Here is a 21,823-nt window from a genome sequence, read left to right as displayed (position 1 = left end):
GGGCCAGTGTGTAGGCACCGTCGTGACGCTCGCATTCCCGATCGATGTCCGATGGCAACGAGGCGGCTCCCGTCCGTCGACCGGATCGTAGCGAATGTCCTCAAGATGGCGCCGAACACCCTCCGTGGGCGGAACATTGACCCGCGCCGACGCGAGAGGGCCGGCGATGAGTTCGGAGGTGCTGTCGGCGGCGCTCCACGAGACGCTGGAGGCGTTCCCGCGCCGCGGGCAGCCGCTGACGACGACCGAGATCGCAGCCAACCTCGGGGTCGGCCGCCGCGGGACGTACGACCGTCTCCGCCGCCTCGAAGCCGTCGGGCGGATCGAGAGCAAGAAGGTCGGCTCCGGGGGTCGCGTCTGGTGGCGACCCGTCGCCGACGAGGACGACGAGCGACCGGACACGGACGAGAACGGGGAAGCCCGGCACCGCTACCGCACGCTCGTCGAGCAGTTCCCCAACGGGGCGCTCGCACTCGTCGACGAGCGGATGCGCTACACGACGTTCGGCGGATCGCCCGAGGGGACCACAGCCCTCACGAGCGACGACCTCGAGGGCGAGCGGTTGGCGACGGCCCTCCCGCCGTCGATAGCCGACGTCGTGATCCCCGGATACGAGCGCGCGCTCGACGGCGACGTGTCGACGTTCGAGGCGACCGTCGACGACCAAGCGTACCGCTTCCACTTCTACCCCGTCCGGGACGACGACGGGCGAGTGTTCGAGGCGCTGGGGATGTCGCAGGAGGTCACCGCGCGGCGAGCGTACCAACAGAAGTTGGAAGCCCGCATTCGGCAACAGGAGGCGGTCGCAGCACTGGGCCAGCGTGCACTCGAGGTAGCGGACGTAGACGACCTGTTCGCCGAGGCGACCCGAGTCGTCGCCGAGACGCTCGGACACACCTACTGCAAGGTGCTCGACCTCAACGCAGACACCGACGAACTCCTGCTCCGGCAAGGCGTCGGCTGGGACGATGGGATCGTCGGCTCTGCGACCGTCTCAGCCGTCGAAGACGACTCGCAGGCGGCGTACACGCTCCGGACCGCAGAGCCAGTCGTCGTCGAGGACCTCGACGAAGAGCGGCGGTTCAGCGGCCCCGACCTCCTCACGTCGCACGGCGTCCGCAGCGGGATCAGCACGATCATCGGCTCACCGGAGTCGCCGTGGGGAATCCTGGGCACCCACGACACGGCGCCTGCGGCCCTCACAGATCACGACGCGGCGTTCGTCCAGTCGGTCGCCAACGTCCTCGCCTCCTCGATCGAACGCGCCCGCCACGAGCGTGAGGTCGAACACCAGCGAACCCAACTCGCCGCACTCAACAGCGTCAACCGGGTGGTCCGAAAGGTGTCGCGGGCGATCGTCGAGCGGTCGACCCGCGAGGAGATCGAACGCGTCACCTGCGAGCGACTGGCGACGGCCGACTCCTACCAGTTCGCGTGGATCGGCGACGTCGGCGCGGCCAGCCGAGAGATACGCGTCCGTGCAGAGGCAGGTGTCGAGGGCTACCTCGACGGGACCCGCATCTCGGTCGACCCGGATGACGACCACGCCTGGGGGCCGACCGGCCGTGCCTACCAGACGGGGACCGTCCAGACGACCCAACACGCCGCCGCCGACCCCCGTCAGGACCCGTGGGACGAACAGGTAGCAACCTACGGCTACCGCTCGTCTGCGGCGATCCCGATCGTTCACGACGGCACCGTCTACGGCGTGTTGAACGTGTACTCCGAGCGGGAGCGAGCGTTCGTCGGCCGCGAGCGGGAGGTAATCGCCCAACTCGGCGAAGTGGTGGGCCACGCAATCGCCGCCGCCGATCGCAAACAGGCGCTGTTGGGCGATCAGGTCGTCGAACTGGAATTTCTCATTACGGACGTGTTCGACCCGGCAGCGGTCGGTCCGTCGACCGACCCCATCTACCTCGACCACGCGGCGCCGCGAAACGACGGCGAGTTCGTCCTGTTCGGTCGGACGACGACCGCGGGGATGGCGACGCTCGAGGAAGCGGTCGAGACCCACCCGCTGTACGAGGAGGTCGTCGTCCGCTCGGACGGCGACCCACAGCGGTTCGAGTTGACGGTGACGGACCTCCCGGTGCTCTCGGCGGTCGCCGCCCAGGGTGGGGAACTCAAACAGGTCGTCATCGAGGACGGCGACTCACAGGTGACCGTGTGCCTCTCGCCGAACGCGGACGCTCGTCGGGTGATCGACGTGATGCGCGAGACGTACCCCGACGCGTCGCTGCTGCGTCGCGAACAGGTCGATCGGACGGAGGTGAGCATCGAGTCGTCGATAGACGCCCTCACCGACCGCCAGCGGACGGCGCTCGCGACGGCGTTTCACGCGGGCTACTTCTCGTGGCCGCGCGACGCGACAGCCGAGGAGGTCGCCGATTCGCTCGGCATCGCCGCGTCCACGCTCCACCAGCATCTCCGAACCGGGCAGGCGAAGGTGTTCGACGCGGTGTTCTGCGAGGAGTGACGGGGTTCAACTCGGGTGGCTACCCGCGCGTCACGGTTCGATGACGAGTTTGCCGAGGAAACTGTCGGTCATCACGTCCGACTGTGCCGCCGCCGCCTCCTCCAAGTCGTAGCTCCGAGCCACCTCGATGGTGAGGTCGTCGCCCCACAGCGACGCCAGGTCGTTGAGGGCGTCCGCGAGACTTGGCGTGTTGAACATCGACATCAGTTGGAGGTTCAGGTCCTTCCCACGGGCGGCCGCCGACACGGGGAACCCGATCTCGGGGTCGTTCTCGCCGATGCCGACGACGCGTGCAGACTGGGCGGCCACCTCCGCGTCGAAGCCGAGGTACTCGTCGAGGCGGTGGTCGAGAACGACGTTCACGCCGCCGCCCGCCACCTCCGTGACGGCGTCCGCGAGGTCGTCGCGGTCGTAGTCGAGGACGGCGTCCGCCCCGAGGTCGGCGACCGCGTCGTGGTACTCTGGGGCGGCCGTCGCGATCACGGTCGCACCGGTCGCGGCGGCGACCTGCACCGCGGCGTGGCCGACGCCGCCGGAGCCACCGTGGATCAGGACGGACTCGGCGGGCCGGAGGTTCGCGTGCTGGATCAGCGCGCGCCAGGCGGTGACGGCGGCGACGCCCGCGCCGCCCGCAGCGACGAGGTCGGCGTCGTCGGGCAGGACCGCGATTCGGTCGTCGGGCACCGCGACGAACTCGGCGTAGCCGCCGGGAATCGTACTCGACAGGCCGGTGGCGTACACAGCGTCGCCTTCCTCGATCCCCCCGACGGCGTCGCCCACCTCGACCGCGGTGCCCGCGGCGTCGACGCCGGGGATCGCTGGCAGGCCGTACGGTTCGTACGATCCCTCGCGGAAGTAGGTGTCTACGGGGTTGACGCCCGCAGACGCCACCTCGACGAGCACCTCGTCGGAGTCGACCTCGGGGCGGTCGACCTCCTCCACCTGTAGCACCGATTCGTCGCCGTGTTCGTGGAAGCGTACTGCTCGCATCGCTACCACCGTCCCGGCGAGGCGACTTACCTCCAGCGGCGTCGGCAGTCGGGGTAGACGCCCGACTGTCCCGCGAGTGTGACCGGAGGAGTGAAAGTGCCGCCGGGGGTAGCGGTCGGGTATGTCCCTGCGACACGTCGGCGCGACCGCCTTCGGTGCCGGACTGCTCGCGTGTACGGTGTTGCTCGTGACGGTCGGCCCGGTCGCCGCCTCGACGGATGCGTTCTGTGCGGGACCCCGCCGACTCGCGGAGTTCGCTCTCCGCGGCGTGCAGGCGTGGCCGCCGACGCTGCTGTACACCGACGGCTGTAACGACATCACGCTGCGGCCGTCCGTGCTGTGGACCGGCGTCGTGAGCGTCCTCGGTCTCGTTCTCGCGGGCGTCGGACAGGCGACGGGGAACTGACGCGGGGCGAAATACGGGGCTGGACACGGGACGGCGGTGCCCTCGCGAACGCGGCCGGAATCGGCGGGATTTAACCCCGAGAGGGGCAGGTATTCAGACGCATGAGACTTCACGAGTACCAGGCGAAGCAAGTCTTCGCCGACGCCGGGATTCCGACCCCGGACTCGCGACTCGCGTCCACGGTCGAGGAGGTCATGGACGCGGTCGACGAGATCGGCTACCCGGCAGCCATCAAGGCGCAGGTCCACGTCGGCGGGCGTGGCAAGGCCGGCGGCATCAAGATCGCCACCAGCGAGGAGGAGGCACGCGAGGCCGCCGAGTCCATCATCGGGATGGACCTCAAAGGCTACGAGGTCGACAAGGTCCTCGTCGAGGCCGGCGTCGACTTCGAGAACGAACTGTACGTGGGCATCACGATGGACCGCGGCGAGGGCAAACCCGTCGCGATGGTCTCCACCGAGGGCGGCGTCGACATCGAGTCGGTCGCCGAGGAGACGCCCGAGAAGATCGCTCGCGAGCACATCGACCCCGCGTTCGGCCTGCACCCGTACCAGGCCCGTAAGATCGCCTACGACGCCGGTATCCCGAGCGACGTGGCGCTGGACGTCGCCTCGATCCTCTCGACGCTGTACGACCTGTACGAGTCGAAGGACGCCTCCGAGATCGAGATCAATCCCGTGATGATCACCTCGGACCGAGAGGTCGTCGCCGCGGACGCGGTGATGAACATCGACGAGGACGCCCTGTTCCGTCAGCCAGAACTCGCGGAGATGGAAGACGAGGCCGCGGGCGACGAACTGGAGGCGAAGGCCAACGAGTACGGCTTCGACTACGTGCGTCTGTCGGGCAACGTCGGCATCATCGGCAACGGCGCGGGTCTCGTGATGACGACGCTCGACCTCGTGGACTACTACGGTGGCAAGCCCGCCAACTTCCTCGACATCGGTGGCGGCGCGAAGGCCGAACGCGTGACGCACGCGCTGGACATGGTGTTCTCCGACGAGAACGTCGACAGCGTCGTGTTCAACATCTTCGGCGGCATCACCCGCGGCGACGAGGTCGCCAAGGGGATCAACGAGGCGCTCGAACAGTTCGACGAGATTCCCAAGCCGGTTGTCGTCCGCCTCGCGGGGACGAACGCCGCCGAGGGGATGGAGATCCTCAACGAGGACCTCGTGCAAGTCGAGAGTACCCTTGAGGACGCGGTACAGCGTGCAGTGAAGAACGCCGAGGAGGTGACCCAATGAGCATTTTCGTCGACGACGACACCCGCGTCGTGGTGCAGGGCATCACGGGCGGAGAAGGCAAGTTCCACACCGAACAGATGCTGGAGTACGGCACGAACGTCGTCGCGGGCGCGGTGCCCGGCAAGGGCGGCCAGGAAGTCGCTGGCGTCCCTGTCTACGACACCGTCGACCAGGCCGTCGAAGCCGAGGACGCCGACGCCTCCGTCGTGTTCGTCCCGCCGGCGTTCGCCGGCGACGCCATCTTCGAGGCGCTCGACACCGACCTCGACCTGGTCGTCGCCATCACCGAGGGCATCCCGACCCAGGACATGGCGAAGGTGAACAAGCGCCTCTCGGAGGTCGACACCCGCCTCATCGGACCGAACTGCCCCGGCATCATCACGCCCGGCGAGGCGAAACTCGGTATCCTCCCCGGCAACATCTTCGAGTCGGGCGACGTCGGTCTCGTCTCCCGCTCCGGTACCCTGACGTACCAGGTCGTCTCGAACCTGACCGAACGCGGTATCGGGCAGACGACCGCCATCGGCATCGGCGGCGACCCCATCATCGGCACGTCGTTCGTCGACGCCCTCGAGGCGTTCGAGAACGACCCCGACACGAAGGCCGTCGTGATGTGCGGTGAGATCGGTGGCGAAGACGAGGAAGAGGCCGCGAAGTTCATCGCCGAGAACATGGACACGCCGGTCGCTGGCTTCATCGCCGGCCGCACGGCACCGCCGGGCAAGCGGATGGGCCACGCGGGCGCTATCGTCAGCGGCTCCGGCACCGGCACCGCGGAGTCGAAGATCGGCGCGCTCAACGACGCGGGCGTCCCCGTCGGCGACACGCCCAACGAGGTCGCCGACCACATCGAAGACTTCCTGTAACGCGGCGCACCAGCCGACCTCCGCCGTCTCGGTCGCTCGACCCCCGATTTTTCACCGACTCGACCGCGAGTGACCGCACCCGCTCAGTCGTCGCCGCCGACGTACGAGCCGTCGGGCACGGTGCCGTCCGTGTCGAGGACGAACGGACCCGCAGACAGCGTCCGCAGCGTCACCGTCGCCGCCCGCAGGACGTACGCCGCGAGCGTCATAAACGGCGCGAGCGCCGCGGTGTACGCAGCCGTCATAAACAGGAGCAGCGTCGGCACGCCCAGGGCACGTCCGTCGAGGTCGGCCACGTCGACCGCGAGGACGACGTAGGAGATGCCGACGATGACGGGAATCGACACCCACAGGAGGTCGCGAGCGAGGCGGGCGAACTCCCGTTCGAAGTACAGCGACTTCACGAACTCGCGGGCGGCAGCGAACCGCTGGAGCGCCTCAACCATCTCCTCGACGGCGTCGGCCGCGGCCGCCGGGAGTTCCTCCCCGCGGCGGGCGCGGAACCCGCGCAGGCCGTGCAGTTGTGCGGCGTAGTCGTACTCGAGGGCGGCCAGAAATACGTCGATACCGCCCGACTGCGTCCCCGAGAGCGACTGTGCCGCCCGTTCGGATTCGGTGTCCGCGCGAGCGACGATGTCGGCCACGGCGTCGGCCGGGTCGCCGCCAGTCGCCTCGTCGAGGCCGGGATGGCCGGGGTTGGCGTCGACGGCAGATTGGAGGTCCTGTGCGGCCGACAGCACTGCGCCCGCGACCGCCCGGAGGAAGTCGTCGATGCGCGCGGGCGCCATCGGCGTCTCCAGCAAGTCCTCGGTCTCGCGGCGAAACTGGGCCGCGCGCTCGATCCGGTCGCGCTGTTGGCCGACCGACGACAACTCTTGGGAGACGACGAGCGAGGCGACCGAGACGACGATGGAGACGAGGAGGATGACGCCAGACAACATCGTGTCGAACAGTCTGCTCGTGTTCGTACGGGTGAACAGCGCAGTCACGTCGACGCCGAAGCCCACGGACAACGGGACGACGACCGCCGGGACGGTGAAGACGAACGCCGCTGCGACCGCGCGGCGGTCGCCGGTGAGGAGGACCCACCGGCGCAGGCGACCGATCGGTGACCGCTCGTGGGCGACGCTCCCACCGTCGGTCGACGGCCTCCGGTCGGCATCGGGCGGTGACTGTCGGTCCATCGTCCGGGTGACGACCGGGACCGAGTTAAGTCCAGTCGCCGCGGTCGGCGTTCCCCGGCCGAGCGCGCCCGACCTCAGTCGACACCGAGCACCGCCGGGAGGCTCTCGCGCGTCACCGTCTCCGCGTCGACCGACGCTCCGCCGCCGCCGTACCCGACGCCGGTGGCGACGAGCGCGACGTGTTCACCGCGGTCGATCTCACCAGTCTCTCGGAGCCGACGGAGTGCCGCTAGCGGGGTCGCCGATGCCGCTTCGACGCGGAGGCCCGCGCCCGCCAGGTCGCACTGGGCGTCGAGGATGGCGTCGTCGTCGACGGCGAGGATGGCACCGTCGGTGTCGCGGGCGGCCCGGAGCGCGCGTGTTCCGCTTGGCGGGTCGGCGTTGGCGATGGAGTACGCGACCGTCTCGCCCGTCTCCGCAGGTTCGAGACGGGTCACCGAGTCGTCGCCGCGGTCAAACGCGCGAGCGACCGGTGCACACGCCGCCGCCTGCACGAAGTACAGGCGCGGCGGGTCGTCGAGGAGGCCCGCGGCGGTCGCCTCGCGCACCGCTTTCCACGCGGCGCTGGCGTGGCCACCGCTGCTGACCGGCATCACGACAGCGTCGGGTGCGGCGGGGGCGTCTGCGCCCGCTTCACCGGCGGCGAACGCCCGCAGGAGTTCCAGCGTCGTCGTCTTCTGTCCGGCGACCCGCAGCGGCGAGTCGGAGTTGACGAACTCGATACCCGCCTGGGGTCCCAAGTCGAGTGCGTCGTGGTAGAGGCGGCCGTAGTCGCCGTCGACGCGGACGAGACGCGGCCCGTAGGTGGCGATGCGTTCGAGGCGTGCCTCCGAGATGTCCGCGGGGACGAGGACGACGCAGTCGAGGTCGGCGCTGGCGGCGTGGGCGGCCATCGACGCGGCCATATTGCCGTGTGAGACGGTGCCGACCGTCTCGACGCCATCCGCGAGGGCGGCGGCGACGCCGACTGCGCTCCCGCGGTCTTTGAACGACCCCGTGGGGTTCGTCCCCTCCAGTTTCACGTGGACGCGCGCGCCGTCTGCGTCGAGGCCGGGCGTGCGGACGAGCGGTGTCGCTCCGGCGGTCGCCGCGAGGCCGTCGCCGGGGCGGTCGACCGAGAGGAGGTCGGCGAACGCCCACACGCCGTCGCGGGCCGGCCACTCGAATCCGGCCGGGTCGGTGTCGAACCACAGCGGTTCACCGCAGTCGCACCGCTGGCCCGAGGCGGTGCGGGCACCGCAGGCGTAGCAGGTGAGCATACTCCATCGGAGGCGGCGGGTGACTAAAACGCGACGCCCGTCTCTACACCGCGAAGAACGGTATCGATCCCCACGCCGTATGGTGATCGTTCACGTTCGGGAGCGACGGATTCTTTCCTCGCAGGATCCGACGACGTTGTAGCTCCGGTACTTCGTTGCCGCGAGCGTTGCTCTCAGATGAACGCACGTACTACTGTTCCCGCACCCGTACTGCTCTCCGTGTTGGTCGGCGCCGTCGCCCTCGCGGGCGGCCTCGCCGCCGGCACCGCCGCTGCACAGACTGCGAACGCCTCCGCCGACATCACCTTCGACGATCAAGTCGGCGTCGAGGAGGTCACGGTTCAGTCCGCGACGCTCCCCGACGGCGGCTTCGTGACCGTCTACAACTCCTCCGGCGCGCTGGTCGGTCACAGCCAGTACCTCGAGGCCGGCACCCACGAGAACGTCACCATCGCGGTCGACCCGGCGCTCTCGCGAAGCCAGGTCGTCATCGCCGAGGCCCACCGCAACAACGGGTCGACGTCGTTCAACGCCTCCGCGGACACGGCGTACACGAACGACAACGGCCAGGCCATCGCCAGCACCGCGTACGTCGCCAGCGAGGAGTTCTCGCGAACGACCGCGACGGCGACTGCGACGCCGACCGCCACGGCTACCGAGACGGCGACCGCGACCGAGAGTGACGACGCGACCGGCACGCCCACCGAGACGACCGGGCCCGGCTTCTCTGTCGTCGCCGCCCTCGTCGCCCTCGTCGGTGCTGCGCTCCTCGCGCGCCGATAGACTCAGACGCCGAGGGTCGCACACAGTCGCATCGAGTCGTCGACCGCCGCGGGCCGTTTTCCATCGTCACCTCCCAACCAGCGCTGTGGCCGTGCGATCGGGAACGCGGGATTGAACCGCGCCGACGCGCAACCGTCGGGTATGACCGCCGACGCCGGAGACGCCGCCGAGTGGGAGCGCCGAGTGCGCGAGATGCGCGCGGAGAAAGACGAGTTCCTCGCCTCCGACCGGCAGTCGCCCGTCGACCCGGACCTTCGGGAGGCGTTCGACGGCCTCGACTACTTCGACCCGGACCCGGCGTATCGCGTCGAGGCCGACGTCGAGGTGCACGACGACCCCGAGGCGCTGGAGTTGACCGTCCGCAACGGGAGCGCCGAACGGTTCCACCACGTCGCGACGTTCTCGTTCACGCTGCCGAACGCCGAGGGCGAGGCCGTCGAGGAGACGCTAGCGGCACTACGTGCGCAGGGCTCTGCGGCGCTGTTTCTCCCCTTCCGCGACAAGACGACCGGGCAGCAGACGTACGACGGCGGCCGCTACATGGACCTCCACCCAGACGGGGACCTCGACGAGGTGGAGACGGTGACGCTGGATTTCAACCTCGCGTACACGCCGTTCTGTGCGTTCTCCGAGGCGTTCGCCTGCCCGCTCCCGCCGACGGACAACTGGCTCGAAGTCGCGATCCCGGCGGGCGAACGCGACCCCGACCTGTCGTGAACGACGTGGTGACGCGTGGTCGTGTCGACGGGCGTCGCCGATGTCCAGAAAGTAATCCTTAGTACCGGCGGGGCGCTGATACCGACTATGAAACGAAAGGCGATGATCGGCGCGGTCCTCATGGTCGTCGGCACGGTGCTGTTCCTCCCGGGACTGCTCCCCGGTGCGAGTCAACTCGCCACGCTGGCGCTGCTCCCGGCGGCGGTGCTGCTCACGTACGGCACGTACCTCGTCGGCACGAGCGAGAAGGGTCGCGCCGTCTGACCGCCGCCCGAACCAATCAGTTCTTCGACGCTCGATACCGCTCCAGCGCCGCCCGTGCGCCCGACTGGAGGTAGCCCGCGTCGACGCCGACGATCTGGTAGTCGTAGCCCAGTTCACTCCAGTACTCCACCTCTGCGAGCGACGTCGCCAGCGTGCCCACCGGCACCGCGCTCTCGTCGACGACCGTCTCGACCGCTGAGACGAACGTCTCGTCGTCGTACGCGCCGAACACGCCCAAATCCGCCGAGAGGTCGGCAGGACCGACGAGGAGGGCGTCGAGGCTCTCGACCCGCGAAATGTCGCCCGCGTTCGCGACGGCCTCGCCGGTTTCCACCTGTGCGATGGTGCCGACGCGGTCGTTTGCGGTCGCGTAGTAGTCGTCCAGATCCGTTCCGTATCCCGACGAGCGTGTGCCCGCGACCCCGCGGCGGCCCGCGGGCGGGTAGCGGGCCGCCTCGACGAACGACTCGGCTTGGTCGACCGTGTTCACCTGCGGGGCCATCACGCCCGCCGCGCCCGTGTCGAGAACGCGCTTGATGCGAACGTGGTCGTTCCACGCGACGCGGACGACCGCAGCGGTGTCGGCGTCACCGTCGGCGTCGCCGCTCTCACCGCGCCCGTTCGCGGCGTCGACCGCGCGGACGGCCGCCTCGACCGACTCCATCTCGGTCGGCGCGTGTTCGGTGTCGACCACGACGAAGTCGGCGTCCGTCGATGCCAGTTGCTCTGCGACCTGCGGCGACGGCGTCGACAGCCAGTGTCCCGCGGGGTTCGAGCGAAGCGTCGCTCGGAAGCCGGCGACCTCGTCGCTCGTCGAAGACTCGTCCATAGCGACGCTGTGTGGCGAACCCACATCAAGCCCCGAGGAACCGTGCAGTCGACGACTCGCGGCTACGATGACGCCGAGCGAACCATCCCCGCGAGGAAGGCGCCGCCGACGACTGCACACGCGACGACCGCGAGACCGACCGCCTGGTCGGGCGAGTTGTCGACCCACCGCTGGAGCCACCACGCCCAGTAGTGCAGTTGCGTGTACACGAACGTCTGGTACGGGAAGTGCAGCCACGCCAACAGCGTCACGACAGAGACACCGAGATAGTCGATGGCGTCGCGTTCCCGGACCCACATACCTGCCGCTCGCCTTCGGGGTGACAAAAGGGTTCGTCCCCGACTCTCGGGCGTGAGAACAGCGCGGTCCAGCGTGTTCTCCGGCTACCCGTCGTCGCTGGCGGCGTCGACGCAGGCGGCGTATTTTTCCAACTCGCCCGCGAGTTCGCGGGCCTCGGCCGCCGACAGCGTGACACCCTCGGCGTGGGCGGGAAGCGTCTCCAGTTGGCCGTTGTCGAGTTCGAGTTCGATCGTCACCTCGTCGGGGTCTTCGCGTGGCGCGGTGACGTTCAGGACGGCGACAGCCTCCTCCTCGAAGTCGTGGCCGCGGGCGAAGCCGTCGACTAAGTCGAACGTCGTGTAGGCGTTGACGCGGATGAGTCGGTCGGGCATCGGATCAGTCGTCGGAGGTGATGGGCGTCCCGTCGGCGCTGGCCGGCGCGGGCGAGTCGTCCATCTCGTCCTCGTCGGCGTACGGGTACCACGTCAGTTTCGTGTTGTGCATGTACGGATCATCGTAGTCGGTCTCCTCGGGTTCGACGAGGCTCGCTAAGGTCTCCTCGTCGGTTCGCTCGACGAAGTCGCGGAACGACTCGTCGCCTTCGCGGCGCTGTTCGAAGTTCGCGAGGAGGTTCGCGATGGCGCCGGGCACCTCGTCGGCGGGCACGCGCTGTTCGACCCACTCCGCGAACCGCGGGTCCTCACCGAGACCGCCGCCGAGGCCGATGTCGAGGGCCTCGACCGCCTCGCCGTTTTTCCGGGTCTTCATCCCGCGCAGGCTGATGTCGGCGATCTGTGGCTGCGCACAGGAGGCCGTACACCCCGAGAGGTGGATGTGGAAGTCCTCGACGCCCGCGGGCACCGGGACGTTCTCCTTGAGCCAGCGGGCGTACCGCACCTGCCGGTTCTTCGTCTCGACGATAGACAGCGAGCAAAACTCCGTCCCCGTACAGGCGATAGAGCCGCGCATAAACGGATGTGGGTCTGGCTCGTACGTGTCGAGGAGGTCCTCCGCGAGCAGCGCGTCGAGATTCTCCTCGGCAACGTCAGTGACGATGACGTTCTGCCGCTGAGTGAGTCGGACCTCGCCGGAACCGTACTCGTCGGCGATGCGGGCGAGTTCGCGCGTGTCGTCCGCGCCCATCCGGCCGACGAGGACGTTCAGCCCGACGTAGTAGTCGCCGTCGTTCTGCTCGTGGACGCCGACGTGGTCGTGGTGGCCCGCGTCGTTGCGGCCGGAGTTGTACGTGTACTCCTCGCGCAGGTCCTCACCCGCCGTGGAGAGGTCGAAGTCCACGAACTCCTCCTGGAGGACGCGCCGAATCTTCTCGGTTCCCCACTCGTCGGTGAGGAACTTCATCCGGGCGTTGTAGCGGTCCTCGCGGTCGCCGTACTCGCGGAACAACGCCGACAGGCCCGCGGCGACCTCGTCGGCCTCCTCGGGCGTGACGAACACGTCGATGGAGCGGGCGAGGCGCGGTTCGTTACGCGAGAGGCCGCCGCCGACGCGGACGTTGAACCCCTTGACGCCGTCTTTCTCCGCCGGTTCGAACGCGAGGTCGTTGATATCGCCCTGCCCGCAGCCCTCCGTACACCCGGTGACGCTCACCTTCCACTTGCGCGGGAGGTTCGCGTACTCCTCATCACCTTTGAACGTGTCGTGGAGGTCCAAGGCCACGGGGAGGGCGTCGACGAACTCCGCGGAGTCTTTGCCGGCGACGGGACAGCCGACGATGTTGCGCCAGGAGTCGCCGCACGCCTGCTGGGTGGAGAGGCCGTTCGCCTCCAGTCGCTCGAATATCTCGGGGACGTCCTCCAGACGGATCCAGTGGAGTTGGATCGACTGCCGAGTGGTCCAGTCGCAGTAGGCCGCGCCGAACTCGGGGTTCTCCGCGGGGCCACGCGCGTACTCGTCGGCGATGTCCGCGACGACCTCCAGTTGGCCGGGGTCGAGGACGCCGTTCGGCGTCCCGATCCGCATCATAAAGTACGACTCCTGGCCGTTTCGCTGGTGGTACAGCCCCCACCACTTGAAGCGCTCGAACCACGCGTCTCGTTCGTCGTCGGGGATCGACTCCCACCCCTCCTCAGCGAACTCGAACAGGTGGTCCCTGATCTCGTTGCCGTACACCTCCGATTTCCAGTTCTCGACGTCCGTGGGCATTCGTGGCTACGCCGAGAAGCGCCACCTCCCTAAACTGAGCCTCGCCGTCAATCCTCCCCGGCGCTTCTGGACGCCGGCAAGCGTTGCGGGGCCGCGAGGCCGCCTCGCGGGAACCGCACGACATCGGCCGCAAACGGGCGGAACACGCCGTCCACGACGCGCCCGACCGGCACGCCCCGTACGCTCGGCGTCTTGCCACACCGGATGCACTGCCCGTACACGTCGGCCGTGACGACTCGCCCGTCGACGCCGACGGCGGTGAACCCCTCGACGACGAAGTCGGCACAGACACAGTCACAGACGGCGGCGACGCGCCACAGTTCGCTCACGCTGACGCGCCGTTCGTCGTCGACGGACACCCACGCGCCGTCGTCGAGGACTCGGAGGGCGACGCTCATACCCGGAGTACGCCGACCGCCGGCATACCGGCGTCGTCGAACGCAACCGCGGACGCTTCCGGTGACGCGGGATCCGATCCCAAATCGCAAGACAGCTCCGCGATTCGACCGGTCGCCGTCGTGTGAGACGCCGGCAATTTTCAGCCCTATCGGGGAGCGCCGGACACGATTGACCGTGTGGACCCCGTTATGACGTCCGGGCGTGTGCAGTGGGACGATGGCAGAACAGGCAGTCGACGACGGCGAAGATGAGCAAGAAGTCGAGCGGGCGCACCTGGAGGGGCTGGAAGACGGCTGTGGCTGTGCGGAGGTGTGGGAGCACCTCTCCGACGAGGAGGACGTGGAGGACGCGGGCGAGGGGCAGTCGACCGAGTGATGCTCCGGCGGCGGCCCGTCTCTGGCCGACCGCTATTCGGGAGCGTCCGGCGGGCGACTACGGCCGCTGCGCCCGTGGGTCGTCGTCCGCGGAGGTGGAGTCGGTCGGGTGCGTGTCGCCGTCGTCGGTCGACGCTAGGGTGACGGCGTTGGTGTGGTCGACGCTGACGACCGAACCGTGGTACTCGAAGGAGACAGTGCCAGTCGTATCTTGAAACAGCGTGTCCAGCGCATCGGGGTCGACCACCTCGTACAGCGGCGGTTTGAGGTCGCTAAGCTCGACCCCGGCTTCGGCCCCGACCGCCGTGACGACCGCCAGACTCGGCAGGGATTCGGTGGGCTTTCGTGTCGAAATATTGACTTATTGTTCATCGCGTTCGCGATCCTTGTACACGCCTCTCTGACGCCGTCAGCCTACATCCACATAGACCCGAAATATTTCGATAGTATATATACTATGACCACCGAATAGGATCAGGTACTACCGAATGTTGATCTGCGAATTCACCATCGATCACCCCATCCTCGGCGGGGCGTTGCGCGTGGTTCCCCGCGTCGAGGCCGAGTGGGAGGAGACGTACACCGACGGCGTCGCAGGCACACGAATGCTGTTCTGGTTGCGTGCCGAGACGGATGACGAATTCGTGGCGTTCGAGGAGGCGGTCGCCCGTCTGGATACCGTCACCGACCTCACGCTGTTCGCGACGGTCCCGGATCGTCGACTCTATCGCGTCCGGTTCACCGAGGAGGGCGACCGGACGAACCTGATGAGCGAGCTCATCGACGTCGCCGGCGTGTTGGAGGCGGCGACGGGGACCGCAGAGGGGTGGCGGTGTCGCGTTCACTTCCCGACACGGGAGGGGTATCGTCGGGTGTACCAGTTCTGTCGCGACCACGACATCCCGTTCACGTTCGAGCGGATGTATCAACAGACGAGCGAACAGACGTCCGGCGAGTCGACGCTCACCGAGCCACAGCGGGAACTGCTGTTAGAGGCGGTGGAGAGCGGCTATCTCGACATCCCACGAGCGGTCTCGCTCGCGGATTTGGGCGAGCGACTCGGCATCTCCCAGAGTTCCGCCTCCGAGCGGTTCCGACGGGGCGTGAAGAAACTGATCCGAGCGAACGTCTGAGCGGCCACTCACGGGGACGGTGTGTCGCGTAGAACGATGCCGGGGGTGGGCTCCGAACCCACGATCTCCGCATAGCCCAGGTACGAGGCTCGGCGGGCCCCGTTGGGGCGGAGGCTTCCAAGGCGTTCCGCACCGAATCTCGAAACCCTATGAGTGCGGCGCTATGTCCAGCTAAGCCACCCCGGCTCACGTCCACGTCGGGCGGTCGTACTCTTGAAGCTTCTCATCCACGGTCGGTGCGACACGCCGAGACACGCCCACGGGCGGGCGGCGTCCGACGCACGCGCGACGACGGGGACAGCATACCCGCCGGGTTTAAGCCGTGCCCACGGCGAAACGCTGGTATGAGTCTGCCGGACCTGATCCGAGGGGAACTGGGCGGCGAGGACCCCGTCGCTCGCGTCCACCTCGGTGGGGACGACGAACTGTTCGTCACCCCGACCCGCACCCTCATCTACCGCGCCGAAGGCTTGCTCTCCGACGAGTCCGTCGAGGAACACGCCCACGACGCCGAACGCGTCGCCGTCTCCGAGGGCCGTCGCAAGGCCAAGTTCACGCTGGAGTACGGCCTCGACGGGAGTCAGTCGTTCTCCGTCCCTCGAAGCAAGATCGACGAAGTCCTCCACCCCGTCCTCGCGGGCGTCCTCGCCGCCTCGGGCATCACCGAACCGGGCGAGACCGTCGAGCGAACCTTCCGCTTCTCGGAACTCACGCTCGTCGTCACCTCGACTCGCCTCGTGAAACACGTCGGTGCGGCCGTCTGGGACGACGACTTCGAGGAGTTCCACTACGACGACGTGACCGACCTCGAAGTCGAGAAAGGGAGCCACGCGACGACGCTCGTGCTCACCGCGAACGGTCGCCAAGAGCGGTTCAAAGCCCCGAACGACCGCTCTCGTGAGATCGAAGAGACGCTCACGAGCGCGCTGCTGGCGTACTACGGCGTCGACTCGCTGTCTGCGTTCCGCGCCCTCTCCGCGGAGGCCGAAGGCGAGGACGAAGCCGACGACGACGCCGTCGACGCTGCGGCGGTCGACCGCACGGACTTCGGCGACGGCCCGGACCCGCTCTCGGCGGATCCCTCTGAGGTCGACGAGCACAACGGGACGCGGACGGACCCGCTGGCCACCGGCGAGGAAACCGACGCGGGCGAGGTGGGCGACGTGGCCGAGGAGTCGACGACGGCAGCCGTCTCGCAGGCTGACGCCGGCGCCGACGCGGCCGTGGCCTCTGAGACCGCGAGCGACGACGCCTTCGGCGACACCGGGTTCGAGCCAGCCGAACCGACCGACGACCTTGCCGACGAGGTCGCGGCGCTTCGGGAGGCGGTCGAACGGCAGAACGAGCGCCTCGACAGCCAGCGCGAACTGATCGAACAACTCATCGAAGAACTTCGTCGCGGCCGCTGAGGCGGTCGACCGTGGCGCCGTCGTCACGACCCCGAGGCCGATCTCACTCTCTGCCGGTGACTTTCCGGATACACGAAGAGCCGAACGGCCCGAGTTCGCCAGCGTCGAGGCGGAGGAAGTGGCCCGTCGAGATGCCCGCCCCACAGCGACGGCACGAGAAGTCACCCTCGCGGGTGATCACCTGCGAGTCGAATCGGACGATGCCCGACCCGTGGACGCGCACGACCGCGTCCTCCCGGTCGATGACGCCCTGTCGCTCGGCTTCCTCGAGGATCTCGCGAGTGACGGCCGGACTCGACGTGACCGACTCCAGTCGGTCGATCAGGTCCGGGAGGCCGAGTTCGTCGTCGTCGAGGTGTGCGACCAACTCGACGCCGAGGGCGACCGTCTCCTCGCGAGTCCGCGTCGGGGCGTCGTCGGAGCTCACGTCGCCGAGGGTTGCCCGGCGTCGCTCATAAGCACGACGGGACCGGCCGTCCGTAGTGGGACGGCCGTCGACCGAAGCGCTGCGTCTCTCGCTGGGACCGGGCCGCTTATTCGCCCGACGAACGGAGCGCAACCGTGAATCGCCGTGTGGTTGCAGGCGGCCTCGTCGCCGCCACGGTGGTCGCCGCCGCCCTCCTCACGTCGCCAGCGGCGGTCCTCAACCGGGCCGGGTGGGTCGTCGCCGACCCACTCCGACTGCTGGCCGTGCTCGTTGCACTCGCGGTCGTTCGCCCGTTCCTCGCGTGGCCGGTGACGCTCGTCGCCGTCGTGACCGGCTACGGCTTCGGACTCGCCGGCGCGCCGCTGGCGCTCGCGCTGATGGTGTGTACGTCGATGCCGCCGTACCTCATCGCTCGACGCGGCAGGGACGGAGCCCGCGACTTCGCCGCCGTCCCCGGCGGCGACCGGGCGAGCGAACTCGTCGGGCGAGTGGTCGGTGCGGGCGAACGCGCGGTGTCCGTCGCCGGCGGGACCCGTTCGATCGCGGCCTCGCGACTCCTGCCGTTCCCTTCGGACGTCGTGAGCGTCGCCGCCGGCCTCTCGGGCGTCCGTGCGGTCCCGTTCGTCGTCGGGAGCGCAATCGGTGAACTCCCCTGGGCGGTGGCAGGGACCGTCGCCGGAGCCTCGGCGGGTCGGATCGCAGACGCCGGCCTCTCGGGCGTGTTCGACGTCCGGCTGGTCGCGACCGCGGGGCTCGCGGGACTGCTCTTGCTCGTCGGTCCCGCCTACCGCCACTACCGCTCGTCGACCTGACCGGGGTCACACGCCAACACCAGCGCGTCCGTCCCGTCGTCGTAGAAGGCTGGCCGGCGCGCTCGCTGGCGAAACCCAAGTCTCGCGTACAGTCGCCGCGCCGCCTCGTTGTCGGCGGCGACGTACAGCGTCACCGTACCGTCTGCCCCGTCGAGCAGTCGGGTCAACAGTCGCGTCGCGCGGCCCTCGCGTCGGTGGTCTGGCGCGACCGCGAGTTCTGCGATATGTGCGCCGTCGCCATCGACCGCGAGGAGGTAGCCGACCGGCGGGCCGTCGGGACCGCCCGCACAGTCGACGAGGACGCCGCCGCTGTGGAGTGCGTGTGTGACCAGCGACGGACTCGGTTCGCGGAGCAGCGACTGGAGGCTGCGAATCGTGGGTTCGTCAGCCGGGCGACCGCGGCGAACGGTCACGAGACGATTGGTGCGAACAGCGCCAGCACCGTCGCCAGCGACTCGATGGCCGTCCCGAGCGTCGTCGCCGTCGGCAACCCCGTCGCGCCGGTCACGACCGCGAGGACGACGCCCGCGACCGCCCCGGACAGCGTCGCCAGCGTGTTCACGGACTGGTTACCGAGGCGGTCGCCCTCGACGGTCGCACCGAGCAGACTGTCGACGCTCATCCCGACGAACCCCGCGGCGGTGACCGCGACTACGAACGAGAGTAGTTCGGTGGACGGGGCCAGCGGTGACACGCCCAGCGGCATCGCGACCGCCGCGATGAGCGCCACCAGCGCCGCGCCCGCGACGCCCGCAACTTCGCCTTGCCAGGTGATCGCACCGTCGGTGCCGGGGGCGACCGGCCGAAGCGTCGTCACGAGTCGCGGCGTGTCGAACAGGCCGCCGAACTCCGAGGAGAGCGTGTCGGCCATCGCGGTCGCGACCGACCCGGCGAACGCGAACGCCAGGAGTGGCTGGACCGTCGTCTCGGGGACGACCGCCCGACTCGCGGCGTACGCGATGACCGCGAGCAACGCGACGCCGGAGTTGCCGAGGACGTTACCCGCGCCGCGCGCGCCGTCATTGCCTTCGGCGACGCCGCGGGCGTCTTTCTCTTCGAAGCGGAACTTGGCGGCGAGGCCGCCGATGCCGAAGAACGAGATGAGGACCGCGAACCAGCCGATGCCGCCGAAGACGACGGTGACGAAGCCCAGCAACACGCCGGTCAACATCCCGGAGACCGAAGCGGTTCGGAGGACGTACGAGACGATGCCGAGACCGACCGTCACCGCGAGTCCGGCGGCGACGAGCGTCGGGGTAACCGTGACGCCGCCGGCGGCGATGAGCGCCGACAACAGCCACAGGAGGACGCCCACCGACACCATCACCAGCGGGTCGTCGCGGGGGAACAACACCGAACGGAGGAGGGCGGCGACGAGCGCCGCCGTCGCTGCGAGGAAGACGTACGTCGGCAGCGACGACGGCGTGAACCCACCGGCGGCGACGGCGACCGCTGCCTGCCCGAGCGTCGCCGCGAGGAACGCAGCGACCGTGAACGCCGTCGTCGTGGCGAACTCGTCGCTGGTGGACTCGCGGACGAACTCCCGACCCACGACGCCGTACGCGAGCGAGAGGACCGCCGCGGCGAACACCGTCGTCGGCATCGGTGCCTGTGGCAGCGCGGTCAACACGCCGAGTGCAGTCGCCGCAAGCGCGAACCCCGCGAGGCCGTTGAGTCGGCGGTCCTCGTAGTCGCCGGGCCGCGCGAACAGGTCGAAGATCCGACCCTCCTCGACGACGAACGCGGCGAGGACGGCGACCGCGGCGAACGGCACGGCGGCGGCGGGCCCCAGCGCTGGCGCGGCCAACACTGCGGAGGCGACGACGGCGAACCCACCGGCACGCCGGAGTCGGTGTCTCACGGCCGGGAGTATCCCCGACGACCACTTAACGGTCCCGGGACGGGGGCCGGCGTGCCCGCCGACGGCGACGGAACGCGGCCGCACGCGTCGCCGCCGAGCGCAAACGCTTTCCGGCAGTGTGGCCCAGATTCGGCCGACACGTGGGACTGTACGACGCGTATCTGGGCATCCGCCACCGGCGCAATCCCGGCGACCCGCCGGCGCACGTCGCACTCGTGATCACAGAGCGCGACCTGCTCGAACAGGGCGCGTACGCCACGCTCGAACAGTTTCTCGCCTGGGCGTTCGAGTTCGGCGCCGAGCGTGTTACCGTCTCCGTCTCCGTCCTCGACGAGGCGGTGGTTGACACGCTGGCACGCGAACTCGCCGACCTCGACACCCCCTACGATGTGGCCGTGCGAACGCCCACCGACACCGCCCGCGCCGACGCGCCAATCCGAGTGAACATCGGTCTCGGTGGCAAGCGGGAGTTCGCCGCCGCGGTCAAAGAGATCGCCGCCGCCGTCGAGGCCGGCGAGTTGGACCCCGACGACGTCGCCGAAGCCGACATCGAACAGCGACTCGTCTTCCCCGAGGAACCGGATCTGGTGATCAAAACCGGCGCGGAACGCCTCTCGGATTTCCTCATCTGGCAGTCCGTCTACTCGGAACTGTACTTCACCGACGTGAACTGGCGAGACTTCCGCAAGCGCGACTACCTCCGGGCGGTACTGGACTACCAGAACCGACAGCGTCGCTTCGGGCGGTGAGCCGCCGATAGTCTCGGTCGACGACCGGCCAACTTTTGCTGGTCCATCGATCCGTAGCCGTATGGACACCGACACGTCGGTCGCCGTCGCAGGTCTGCAACTCACGCTCGTGAGCGTCGTCGTCTATCAGCACGCGGGGACCGGAACGGACGCCGGAGCGCTGCTGTCGGGGATCTGTGTGGCGCTCGGAACTGGACTCGTGGGATACGCGGTCGCGAGCACCTGAGCGGCGTCGAGCGTCAGTCCGCCGTCTCGCCCGCACCCGTCGTGCCGCCCGCCTCCAGCGCCGCGTCCACCTCGCTCGTCTCGCCCGGCAGGCGGTCGCGCAGGCGGGCGGCGACCGCCCGCGCCTCGTCGAGTTCGACCTCCGCGACCGCTCGGACGAGCGCCGCCGCCCGCTTCGTCCGGGCACGTCGCCACGACTCCTCGCGGGCCTCGTACGTGCGGATAGAACGCAGGAAGTCGACCTTCGAGAACTCCGGCCAGTACGGCGAGCAGAAGTACGCTGCCGCCTCGTTGCCGTTGGCGTGCCACGGGAGGAAGTTCGACGTACGCTCGTCGCCGCCGGTGCGGATGATGAGATCCACGTCGCGGACGGGGCGGCGGTACAACCGCGACTCGACTTCGGCGACGCCCACCTCGTCGGCGGCGAGGTCGCCGTCGGCCACGTCACGGGCGACCGCTCGCACCGCCCCGAGCAGTTCGTTGCGGCCCCCGTACGCCAGCGCGATGTTGAGCGTGAAGTCGTCGTACCCCTCGGTTCGCTCCTCGGCGTAGCGAACGGCCTCGCGCACGCGGTCGGGGAGACGGTCCACCTCACCGAGCGCGCGGATACACACGCCCTGTTCGTGGACGCGGTCGGCGTCGGCGAACTCCCGCAGTTTCCGTTCGAGCAGGTCGAACAGCGGGTCGAGTTCCTCCTGGGGCCGGTCGAAGTTCTCCGTCGAGAAGGCGTACAGCGTGAGTTCCTCGACGCCCAACTCCGCACACCAGTCGAGCACCCGTTCGGTCGTGTCTGCGCCCGCCCGGTGGCCGTCGGGGGCCTCACTCCCCTTCCGGCGGGCGTACCGTCGATTGCCGTCCTGGATGATCGCCACGTGGTCGGGGCCGTCGCCGATTTCGTGGTGGAGCACTCGCTCGTAGGCACCGTCGAACAGGTCGCTGATGCGCGAGCGGAGGGTCACTACCCGACGTGT

Annotated in this window: 26 protein-coding genes and 1 tRNA gene; 13 read left to right on the top strand and 14 right to left on the bottom strand. The window is 69.0% G+C overall.

Annotation, left to right across the window (positions count from 1 at the left end):
* The first annotated feature begins 166 nt into the window (after positions 1-166).
* Entirely contained in the window at positions 167-2,476 is a 2,310-nt protein-coding gene (locus tag P0D77_RS05590; RefSeq protein ID WP_277555247.1) for a bacterio-opsin activator domain-containing protein, read from the top strand.
* Between the two features lie 30 nt (positions 2,477-2,506).
* Here P0D77_RS05590 and P0D77_RS05585 read toward each other — a convergent pair whose 3' ends face one another.
* Positions 2,507-3,466 carry an NADPH:quinone reductase gene (locus P0D77_RS05585; RefSeq protein ID WP_277555246.1) on the bottom strand — a complete coding sequence of 320 codons (960 nt, stop codon included), beginning with the start codon at positions 3,464-3,466 and terminating at the stop codon, positions 2,507-2,509.
* Positions 3,467-3,587: 121 nt separating this feature from the next.
* Here P0D77_RS05585 and P0D77_RS05580 point away from each other — a divergent pair, with 121 nt between their 5' ends.
* From P0D77_RS05580 to sucD, 3 genes are all read left to right on the top strand, one after another.
* Positions 3,588-3,872 (top strand): hypothetical protein, encoded by a 285-nt coding sequence (locus P0D77_RS05580; protein WP_277555245.1) that lies wholly within the window; start codon positions 3,588-3,590, stop codon positions 3,870-3,872.
* 101 nt (positions 3,873-3,973) lie between these two features.
* Positions 3,974-5,119: an ADP-forming succinate--CoA ligase subunit beta gene (gene sucC, locus P0D77_RS05575; protein ID WP_277555244.1), complete on the top strand. Its 1,146-nt coding sequence runs from the start codon at positions 3,974-3,976 to the stop codon at positions 5,117-5,119.
* Positions 5,116-5,985 carry a succinate--CoA ligase subunit alpha gene (sucD, locus tag P0D77_RS05570; protein WP_277555243.1) on the top strand — a complete coding sequence of 290 codons (870 nt, stop codon included), beginning with the start codon at positions 5,116-5,118 and terminating at the stop codon, positions 5,983-5,985. The genes sucC and sucD overlap by 4 nt, the downstream gene beginning before the upstream one ends.
* Before the next feature lie 83 nt (positions 5,986-6,068).
* On the opposite strand, the gene P0D77_RS05565 is transcribed toward sucD, so the two are convergent.
* Entirely contained in the window at positions 6,069-7,169 is a 1,101-nt protein-coding gene (locus P0D77_RS05565) for a DUF7972 family membrane protein (protein WP_277555242.1), read from the bottom strand.
* Between the two features lie 74 nt (positions 7,170-7,243).
* Complete coding sequence (locus P0D77_RS05560; RefSeq protein ID WP_277555241.1) at positions 7,244-8,428, bottom strand: threonine synthase; 1,185 nt, start codon at positions 8,426-8,428, stop codon at positions 7,244-7,246.
* 177 nt (positions 8,429-8,605) lie between these two features.
* Between P0D77_RS05560 and P0D77_RS05555 the strand changes: the two genes are divergently transcribed.
* From P0D77_RS05555 to P0D77_RS05545, 3 genes are all read left to right on the top strand, one after another.
* A complete protein-coding gene (locus P0D77_RS05555; RefSeq protein WP_277555240.1) occupies positions 8,606-9,211 on the top strand; it encodes a DUF7282 domain-containing protein in 606 nt (201 codons plus the stop codon).
* Positions 9,212-9,352: 141 nt separating this feature from the next.
* Entirely contained in the window at positions 9,353-9,928 is a 576-nt protein-coding gene (locus tag P0D77_RS05550) for a DUF1684 domain-containing protein (protein ID WP_277555239.1), read from the top strand.
* Positions 9,929-10,015: 87 nt separating this feature from the next.
* Positions 10,016-10,192: a DUF8178 family membrane protein gene (locus P0D77_RS05545; protein ID WP_277555238.1), complete on the top strand. Its 177-nt coding sequence runs from the start codon at positions 10,016-10,018 to the stop codon at positions 10,190-10,192.
* A 16-nt stretch (positions 10,193-10,208) separates the two neighbouring features.
* On the opposite strand, the gene P0D77_RS05540 is transcribed toward P0D77_RS05545, so the two are convergent.
* From P0D77_RS05540 to P0D77_RS05520, 5 genes are all read right to left on the bottom strand, one after another.
* Positions 10,209-11,021, bottom strand: coding sequence for an HpcH/HpaI aldolase family protein (locus tag P0D77_RS05540; protein ID WP_277555237.1), 813 nt, complete (start codon positions 11,019-11,021; stop codon positions 10,209-10,211).
* A gap of 62 nt (positions 11,022-11,083) precedes the next feature.
* The gene (locus P0D77_RS05535) at positions 11,084-11,320 is read right to left on the bottom strand and encodes a hypothetical protein (RefSeq protein WP_277555236.1); all 237 of its coding nucleotides are present in this window, start codon (positions 11,318-11,320) and stop codon (positions 11,084-11,086) included.
* An 84-nt stretch (positions 11,321-11,404) separates the two neighbouring features.
* Positions 11,405-11,692 (bottom strand): DUF6360 family protein, encoded by a 288-nt coding sequence (locus tag P0D77_RS05530; RefSeq protein ID WP_277555235.1) that lies wholly within the window; start codon positions 11,690-11,692, stop codon positions 11,405-11,407.
* 4 nt (positions 11,693-11,696) lie between these two features.
* Complete coding sequence (locus P0D77_RS05525; RefSeq protein ID WP_277555234.1) at positions 11,697-13,463, bottom strand: nitrite/sulfite reductase; 1,767 nt, start codon at positions 13,461-13,463, stop codon at positions 11,697-11,699.
* A gap of 47 nt (positions 13,464-13,510) precedes the next feature.
* Complete coding sequence (locus tag P0D77_RS05520; protein ID WP_277555233.1) at positions 13,511-13,861, bottom strand: DUF8134 family protein; 351 nt, start codon at positions 13,859-13,861, stop codon at positions 13,511-13,513.
* A gap of 217 nt (positions 13,862-14,078) precedes the next feature.
* Between P0D77_RS05520 and P0D77_RS05515 the strand changes: the two genes are divergently transcribed.
* The gene (locus P0D77_RS05515) at positions 14,079-14,237 is read left to right on the top strand and encodes a DUF8595 family protein (RefSeq protein WP_277555231.1); all 159 of its coding nucleotides are present in this window, start codon (positions 14,079-14,081) and stop codon (positions 14,235-14,237) included.
* Between the two features lie 57 nt (positions 14,238-14,294).
* On the opposite strand, the gene P0D77_RS05510 is transcribed toward P0D77_RS05515, so the two are convergent.
* Positions 14,295-14,555, bottom strand: a complete 261-nt coding sequence (locus P0D77_RS05510; RefSeq protein ID WP_277555746.1) for a HalOD1 output domain-containing protein — start codon at positions 14,553-14,555, stop codon at positions 14,295-14,297.
* Positions 14,556-14,724: 169 nt separating this feature from the next.
* Between P0D77_RS05510 and P0D77_RS05505 the strand changes: the two genes are divergently transcribed.
* Positions 14,725-15,369 carry a helix-turn-helix domain-containing protein gene (locus tag P0D77_RS05505; RefSeq protein ID WP_277555230.1) on the top strand — a complete coding sequence of 215 codons (645 nt, stop codon included), beginning with the start codon at positions 14,725-14,727 and terminating at the stop codon, positions 15,367-15,369.
* Between the two features lie 37 nt (positions 15,370-15,406).
* Here P0D77_RS05505 and P0D77_RS05500 read toward each other — a convergent pair.
* Positions 15,407-15,555: transfer RNA gene (locus P0D77_RS05500), tRNA-Met, on the bottom strand.
* 158 nt (positions 15,556-15,713) lie between these two features.
* Between P0D77_RS05500 and P0D77_RS05495 the strand changes: the two genes are divergently transcribed.
* On the top strand, positions 15,714-16,778 hold the full coding sequence (locus tag P0D77_RS05495) for a DUF7115 domain-containing protein (protein WP_277555229.1): 1,065 nt from the start codon (positions 15,714-15,716) through the stop codon (positions 16,776-16,778).
* Positions 16,779-16,821: 43 nt separating this feature from the next.
* Here the strand turns inward: P0D77_RS05495 and P0D77_RS05490 are convergent, their stop codons facing one another.
* Positions 16,822-17,205 carry a DUF5830 family protein gene (locus P0D77_RS05490; RefSeq protein WP_277555227.1) on the bottom strand — a complete coding sequence of 128 codons (384 nt, stop codon included), beginning with the start codon at positions 17,203-17,205 and terminating at the stop codon, positions 16,822-16,824.
* Between the two features lie 134 nt (positions 17,206-17,339).
* Between P0D77_RS05490 and P0D77_RS05485 the strand changes: the two genes are divergently transcribed.
* Positions 17,340-18,017: a VTT domain-containing protein gene (locus P0D77_RS05485; RefSeq protein ID WP_277555226.1), complete on the top strand. Its 678-nt coding sequence runs from the start codon at positions 17,340-17,342 to the stop codon at positions 18,015-18,017.
* On the opposite strand, the gene P0D77_RS05480 is transcribed toward P0D77_RS05485, so the two are convergent.
* Positions 17,999-18,430 carry a GNAT family N-acetyltransferase gene (locus tag P0D77_RS05480; protein WP_277555225.1) on the bottom strand — a complete coding sequence of 144 codons (432 nt, stop codon included), beginning with the start codon at positions 18,428-18,430 and terminating at the stop codon, positions 17,999-18,001. The two genes, P0D77_RS05485 and P0D77_RS05480, sit on opposite strands and share 19 nt — an antisense overlap.
* Positions 18,427-19,878, bottom strand: a complete 1,452-nt coding sequence (locus P0D77_RS05475) for a DUF92 domain-containing protein (RefSeq protein ID WP_277555224.1) — start codon at positions 19,876-19,878, stop codon at positions 18,427-18,429. Before P0D77_RS05475 ends, P0D77_RS05480 begins: the two co-directional genes overlap by 4 nt.
* Before the next feature lie 140 nt (positions 19,879-20,018).
* On the opposite strand from P0D77_RS05475, the gene P0D77_RS05470 reads away from it, so the two are divergent.
* Both P0D77_RS05470 and P0D77_RS05465 read left to right on the top strand, forming a co-directional pair.
* Positions 20,019-20,627: an undecaprenyl diphosphate synthase family protein gene (locus tag P0D77_RS05470; RefSeq protein WP_277555223.1), complete on the top strand. Its 609-nt coding sequence runs from the start codon at positions 20,019-20,021 to the stop codon at positions 20,625-20,627.
* 61 nt (positions 20,628-20,688) lie between these two features.
* Complete coding sequence (locus P0D77_RS05465) at positions 20,689-20,853, top strand: hypothetical protein (RefSeq protein WP_277555222.1); 165 nt, start codon at positions 20,689-20,691, stop codon at positions 20,851-20,853.
* Positions 20,854-20,866: 13 nt separating this feature from the next.
* Here the strand turns inward: P0D77_RS05465 and uppS are convergent, their stop codons facing one another.
* Positions 20,867-21,811 carry a polyprenyl diphosphate synthase gene (gene uppS / locus P0D77_RS05460; protein WP_432764827.1) on the bottom strand — a complete coding sequence of 315 codons (945 nt, stop codon included), beginning with the start codon at positions 21,809-21,811 and terminating at the stop codon, positions 20,867-20,869.
* Positions 21,812-21,823: the final 12 nt, after the last annotated feature.

The sequence above is a fragment of the Halobaculum limi genome (assembly GCF_029490015.1).
GTDB lineage: Archaea > Halobacteriota > Halobacteria > Halobacteriales > Haloferacaceae > Halobaculum > Halobaculum limi.
Note: the sequence above shows the minus strand (reverse complement) of the source record. Positions and strands in the feature narration are given on the sequence as shown.

What these genes read in the sequence shown, in the direction of transcription:
- P0D77_RS05515 (WP_277555231.1), top strand. Translation starts at nt 14,079, where the DNA reads ATGGCAGAACAGGCAGTCGACGACGGCGAAGATGAGCAAGAAGTCGAG.
- P0D77_RS05520 (WP_277555233.1), bottom strand. Translation starts at nt 13,861, where the DNA reads ATGAGCGTCGCCCTCCGAGTCCTCGACGACGGCGCGTGGGTGTCCGTC.
- P0D77_RS05565 (WP_277555242.1), bottom strand. Translation starts at nt 7,169, where the DNA reads ATGGACCGACAGTCACCGCCCGATGCCGACCGGAGGCCGTCGACCGAC.
- P0D77_RS05535 (WP_277555236.1), bottom strand. Translation starts at nt 11,320, where the DNA reads ATGTGGGTCCGGGAACGCGACGCCATCGACTATCTCGGTGTCTCTGTC.
- P0D77_RS05560 (WP_277555241.1), bottom strand. Translation starts at nt 8,428, where the DNA reads ATGCTCACCTGCTACGCCTGCGGTGCCCGCACCGCCTCGGGCCAGCGG.
- P0D77_RS05465 (WP_277555222.1), top strand. Translation starts at nt 20,689, where the DNA reads ATGGACACCGACACGTCGGTCGCCGTCGCAGGTCTGCAACTCACGCTC.
- P0D77_RS05555 (WP_277555240.1), top strand. Translation starts at nt 8,606, where the DNA reads ATGAACGCACGTACTACTGTTCCCGCACCCGTACTGCTCTCCGTGTTG.
- P0D77_RS05540 (WP_277555237.1), bottom strand. Translation starts at nt 11,021, where the DNA reads ATGGACGAGTCTTCGACGAGCGACGAGGTCGCCGGCTTCCGAGCGACG.
- P0D77_RS05550 (WP_277555239.1), top strand. Translation starts at nt 9,353, where the DNA reads ATGACCGCCGACGCCGGAGACGCCGCCGAGTGGGAGCGCCGAGTGCGC.
- P0D77_RS05580 (WP_277555245.1), top strand. Translation starts at nt 3,588, where the DNA reads ATGTCCCTGCGACACGTCGGCGCGACCGCCTTCGGTGCCGGACTGCTC.
- P0D77_RS05505 (WP_277555230.1), top strand. Translation starts at nt 14,725, where the DNA reads ATGTTGATCTGCGAATTCACCATCGATCACCCCATCCTCGGCGGGGCG.
- P0D77_RS05530 (WP_277555235.1), bottom strand. Translation starts at nt 11,692, where the DNA reads ATGCCCGACCGACTCATCCGCGTCAACGCCTACACGACGTTCGACTTA.
- P0D77_RS05545 (WP_277555238.1), top strand. Translation starts at nt 10,016, where the DNA reads ATGAAACGAAAGGCGATGATCGGCGCGGTCCTCATGGTCGTCGGCACG.
- sucD (WP_277555243.1), top strand. Translation starts at nt 5,116, where the DNA reads ATGAGCATTTTCGTCGACGACGACACCCGCGTCGTGGTGCAGGGCATC.
- P0D77_RS05590 (WP_277555247.1), top strand. Translation starts at nt 167, where the DNA reads ATGAGTTCGGAGGTGCTGTCGGCGGCGCTCCACGAGACGCTGGAGGCG.
- P0D77_RS05525 (WP_277555234.1), bottom strand. Translation starts at nt 13,463, where the DNA reads ATGCCCACGGACGTCGAGAACTGGAAATCGGAGGTGTACGGCAACGAG.
- P0D77_RS05495 (WP_277555229.1), top strand. Translation starts at nt 15,714, where the DNA reads ATGAGTCTGCCGGACCTGATCCGAGGGGAACTGGGCGGCGAGGACCCC.
- P0D77_RS05585 (WP_277555246.1), bottom strand. Translation starts at nt 3,466, where the DNA reads ATGCGAGCAGTACGCTTCCACGAACACGGCGACGAATCGGTGCTACAG.
- sucC (WP_277555244.1), top strand. Translation starts at nt 3,974, where the DNA reads ATGAGACTTCACGAGTACCAGGCGAAGCAAGTCTTCGCCGACGCCGGG.